Source organism: uncultured Cetobacterium sp. (assembly GCF_947039425.1).
Lineage (GTDB): Bacteria > Fusobacteriota > Fusobacteriia > Fusobacteriales > Fusobacteriaceae > Cetobacterium_A.
Map to the genome: position 1 here is coordinate 1 of NZ_CAMQYW010000151.1, position 4,641 is coordinate 4,641.

A 4,641-nucleotide genomic window follows, 5' to 3' on the forward strand; every position below is an offset into this window, starting at 1 on the left:
CTTTAATGTCATTTTTAGGAATAGAAAAATTCTCAAGTGAAATATCAGATTCTCCTATTGTTGAATCAGATGTTTTATTCTTAATGGGTGTTGGGGCAAAGTATTATTTTTAATTAAAAGAAAAATAAATGGAGCCATTAGGCTCCATTTTTTATAAATGTTACAAAAGAGGAGATATATATGAAATACAAAGGAATTATATGTGATTTAGACGGAACTCTTTTAAATAAAGAGCATACAATCACTCAAGAAACAAAAGATATAATTAAAAAGGTTATAGAAAAAGGGGTTAAATTTTTTATAGCAACAGGAAGACATCACTGTGATGCTATTACTTTTAAAAATATGTTAGAACTTGATAGTTTTTTAATAACTTCAAATGGAGCTAAAGTTCATGATTATAATAATAAAGAGATTTTATCAAATAATATTTCTAAAGAACTTTCTAAAGAGTTGTTTCAGTATAAATGTAATGAAAAACTACATAAAAATATATATTTAAATGATAAATGGTATGCTGAATCTCCACTTGAAGGAGCTCTTTTATTTCATAAAGAATCAGGATTTCATCACGATATTGTAAATTTTGATACATTGGTTGGTAATGAAGCAACTAAATTTTTCTTTATGTGTGAAGATGAAGAGTGTATTACTAATTTAGAAAAAGATTTAAAAGAAAAGTTTTCTACTGGATTAAATATAACTCAATCTCTTTCTACATGTCTTGAGGTAATGAAAGAAGGGGTTTCAAAAGCTAGTGCTATTAAAGAGGTTCTAAAAAGAGAGGGGCTTAATAGCGATGAGGTTATCGCTTTTGGAGATGGTCTTAATGATTTAGAAATGTTATCATTTGTTGGACAAGGATTTATTATGGGAAATGGAAGTAAAAGATTAAAAGAGTTACTTCCAAATAATGAAGTTATTAAAACAAATGAAGAAAATGGAGTAGCTGAGAAATTAAAAGAATTATTCTTATAAAAAATACCCCTAGCTAAAATTAGCTAGGGGTATTTTTTAAAAATTAAAGAATTTATTAAAAAACCCTTTTTTTTCTTGAGTATTATTTTCTATTTTTTTAGGTTCGAAAATAGATTTTACTTTTTCAACAATATTAGTATCTGTTTTAATTTCAGGAGCTTCTGAATATCCTAAAACTCCAGCAATTCCATTGGAATATTTTTTATCTGTTTCAACTTGCATTCTACCTCTTCTTAAAAGAAAAGATTTTGTAGGTTTAGTAGTTGTCATCAATCCTGTTAAAGGATCAAGATTTTGATAAAAAATCTCATCGTTTTGAACATGATTTTCTAAGAAATCAAATTTTGTAGGAGTGTAAATTCCTTTTTCAATAAGGTCTTTATAATAATTCTTCCAAATAGGGGCAACAGTCCCCCCTCCAGTAGCTTTAATTAAAGGATCATTATTATCATATCCTAAATAAACTGTAGTAACTAAATCTGGAGTGAAACCAGCATACCAAACAGTTCTAGACTTATTTGTTGTTCCAGTTTTACCACCTTGAGGAATTGTTTTTCCATTAACAATAACTTTTGCTCTTCTACTTGTTCCTTGTTTTACAGAATTTTGAAGCATATTAGTCATTAGTGATATATTTAAACTATCAAATTTAGATTCTATTTTAGGGTTAGATTCATAAAGAGTACTCTTAAATTTATCTACAACTTTTAGAACCATAGTTGGTTTAACAACATATCCACCATTTGCAAAGATAGCATATGATTCTGCAACTTGAAGTGGTGTTCCTTCCATTGTTCCTAAAGCAGATGTTAAATTATCTGGAATTATAAATCCATTTCCAATTTTATTCATATTATCCATAAGAGCTCTAATTCCAACTTTTCTAAGAGTTTTAACAGAGACTATATTCTGCGATTTGTCAAACCCTTGCATTAAAGTCATTCCGTTTAGATATCGATCTCCATAATTTCTAGGAGCCCATTTCCCAAAAACGACTCTTGAATCTTCCACAACAAGATTTTCTTCATAACCTTTATTTAAAGCTGTAAAATAAATAAATGGTTTAAAAGATGATCCAAGCTGTCTTCTAGCTTGTACTCCTCTATTAAAGTTTCCAGTTTTAAAGTTTTTTCCACCAATAATACTAATAACTTCTCCATTTTTAGCATCTATTGTTACCATTCCACCTTGAAGTTTTTTATCATTTTTTAAACGTGGATAATTTTCAAATACATTTTTAGCTACTTTTTGATAGTTTAAATCAAGAGTAGTATAAACATTTAATCCATCGTTATATATAGTTTTCTCATCAAAATTATCGAATAAGAATTTCTCTACTAAGTCTGTAAAGTCAGGAGCATTAAAATCTACCTTCTTTTTAGAAGATGAATAAACTATTGTAACATTTTCATCTTTAAAATCTTCAGGAGTTGCCTTAGATTCATTGATAAATTTATGTTTAATTGCAATATCATATTCGCTTTGAGTAATAAACTTAAATTTTAACATTTGTCTTAAAATAAGCCTTTGTCTATATATAGATTTTTTTAATCTAGTTCTTGGATTGTAAAGATTAGGTCTATTTGGAATTCCAGCAAGTAGTGCAGATTCTGCAAGATCTAAAGCTTGAACTTTTTTTCTAAAAAAATTATCAGCTGCAGTTCTAACTCCATAAGCACCTGATCCAAAATATATTTCATTTAAATATTTTTCCATAATTTCAGCTTTAGTATACTTTCTTTCTATTTCAAAAGTTATAATAACCTCTTTAATTTTTCTGGAAAGTTTTTTCTCATGAGATAGAAAAGCATTTCTAGCTAATTGTTGAGTAATAGTACTTCCACCTTGAGCTGCTCTACCTGATTTTAAGTTAACTAAAGCTGAACCTAAAATTCTAAAAGGATCTATTCCATAGTGAGTTAAAAAATGTCTATCCTCAATAGCAATAAAAGCATTTTTTAAATTATCTGGAACATTTTTTATATCAACAAGCTCTCTAGTTTCTCTAGAGATTACATCTATAACTTCACCATTTCTATCATATATAGTTGTTGGAACTGGAGGGCTATAATTTTCAACAAGTTGAGATACATTAGGTAACTCTTTATAATACTTATTTAGAATAACACCAACTCCAATAGTTCCTACAATTCCTAAAGATACAATGAATATGGCAAGGTATTTAACAATTTTCCACTTCATAAGATATCTCCAATTCTAAATTATTTTGAATTTTTTTGTCTTAATTGTCCACAAGCACCGTCAATATCAGTACCTTTTTCTCCTCTGATAGTAACGTTAACTTTTCTAAAGTCTTTTAAATAACCATAGAATTTTTCGATTTTCTTTTGTGATGGTCTTTGTAATTCACTTCCTTCAACAGGATTGATAGGTATTAAGTTTAATACATGATCAAAGTTATGTACAAAGTCAGCTAAGTGAGCTGCATCAGTTTCAGATACATTAAAATCATTAATTAAGATATACTCAAAACTAATTCTTCTTTTAGTTTGTTTTTGATACTGTTGAAGAATAGGGAATAAATCTTCTAATGGATACTTTTTGTTTATTGGCATTAATTCACTTCTTTTTTCATCAATTGCACAGTGTAAAGATATAGCTAATTCAACTGGTAATTTTTCCTCTAGTAATCTTTCAATTCCTGGAATTATTCCTGATGTTGAAATTGTAATTCTTCTTTTTGAAACATTAACTCCATTTTCACTAGAAAGAATTTCAATAGCTTTAATTACATTATTTAAATTTAGTAATGGCTCTCCCATTCCCATAAATACAATATTATTTATACCTAAACCTTGCTTGCTTAATCTTCTTTCTATAGTATAGAACTGATTTACAATTTCATTAACTTCTAAATTACGAGTAAATCCACCCATACCAGTAGCACAGAATCCACAACTTACAGCGCATCCTACTTGTGAAGATATACAAAGAGTTGTTCTATCTTTGTGTCTTAAAATAACACTTTCAATAGTGTTTCCATCAGCTAATTTAAATAGATACTTTTCTGTTTTATCTTTTTTTGAAACTTGATGTTTTAATAAGTTTAAGAATGGAATATATGTATTTTCCATTAGAATTTCTCTATCTTTTAATGAGATATTAGTCATATCGTTAATATCTCTAACTATTTTTTGATTTAACCATGTAAAGATTTGTTTTCCGTAAAACTTTTTCATTCCTAAAGAAACAACTAATTCAGTTAGTTCTTTTTCATTTAAATTAAGTAAATTTATTTTATTTGACATATTTCCTCCATTTTGATAATGCTTAAGCTATATTATACCAAATATTTCACTTGTTTACAACAGGTTTATAATTTCATCTAAAGTTAGTTCTCCTTTAAAATTTCCTCTATCCTCTTTTCCCCCTCCTTTAATATTTAAAACATTTGATAATTTTTTTATAAAAAGATTACAATTTATATTTTTACTTGATATTAATCCCCCTTTATTCCAAATTCCAATAAAAGTAAATTCTTCTGGGATTAATTTAACTAATTCAGTTATTACATTGATATTCTCTTTTAATAGTACATATTTAACTCCATTTTTTTCAATAGTATAAGAAGTTAAATTTTCTTTTAAAAGCTCGCAGTATTTATTTGTTATACTTTTAAGTTCATTTTCTAATTCTATTTTT

Annotated in this window: 4 protein-coding genes and 1 pseudogene; 2 read left to right on the top strand and 3 right to left on the bottom strand. The window is 27.1% G+C overall.

The features are described 5' to 3' along the window. Positions 1-5 precede the first annotated feature (5 nt). Together Q0V09_RS10810 and Q0V09_RS07975 are read left to right on the top strand one after the other, a co-directional pair. Positions 6-113 carry a MipA/OmpV family protein gene (locus Q0V09_RS10810; protein WP_367172324.1) on the top strand — a complete coding sequence of 36 codons (108 nt, stop codon included), beginning with the start codon at positions 6-8 and terminating at the stop codon, positions 111-113. A gap of 67 nt (positions 114-180) precedes the next feature. Beyond that, on the top strand, positions 181-978 hold the full coding sequence (locus Q0V09_RS07975; protein WP_297488296.1) for an HAD family hydrolase: 798 nt from the start codon (positions 181-183) through the stop codon (positions 976-978). Positions 979-1,014: 36 nt separating this feature from the next. Here the strand turns inward: Q0V09_RS07975 and Q0V09_RS07980 are convergent, their stop codons facing one another. The 3 genes and pseudogenes from Q0V09_RS07980 to Q0V09_RS07990 all read right to left on the bottom strand — a co-directional run. After that, positions 1,015-3,180 (bottom strand): transglycosylase domain-containing protein, encoded by a 2,166-nt coding sequence (locus tag Q0V09_RS07980; RefSeq protein ID WP_297488300.1) that lies wholly within the window; start codon positions 3,178-3,180, stop codon positions 1,015-1,017. 20 nt (positions 3,181-3,200) lie between these two features. Continuing rightward, positions 3,201-4,247 carry a 23S rRNA (adenine(2503)-C(2))-methyltransferase RlmN gene (gene rlmN / locus Q0V09_RS07985; protein WP_297407430.1) on the bottom strand — a complete coding sequence of 349 codons (1,047 nt, stop codon included), beginning with the start codon at positions 4,245-4,247 and terminating at the stop codon, positions 3,201-3,203. Positions 4,248-4,301: 54 nt separating this feature from the next. Next, a pseudogene (locus tag Q0V09_RS07990) lies at positions 4,302-4,641 on the bottom strand (hypothetical protein); the annotation flags it as partial.

Bases quoted from the DNA above. Each gene is read 5' to 3' on its own strand.
- Q0V09_RS10810 (WP_367172324.1), top strand. From the start codon at position 6: ATGTCATTTTTAGGAATAGAAAAATTCTCAAGTGAAATATCAGATTCT.
- Q0V09_RS07975 (WP_297488296.1), top strand. From the start codon at position 181: ATGAAATACAAAGGAATTATATGTGATTTAGACGGAACTCTTTTAAAT.
- Q0V09_RS07980 (WP_297488300.1), bottom strand. From the start codon at position 3,180: ATGAAGTGGAAAATTGTTAAATACCTTGCCATATTCATTGTATCTTTA.
- rlmN (WP_297407430.1), bottom strand. From the start codon at position 4,247: ATGTCAAATAAAATAAATTTACTTAATTTAAATGAAAAAGAACTAACT.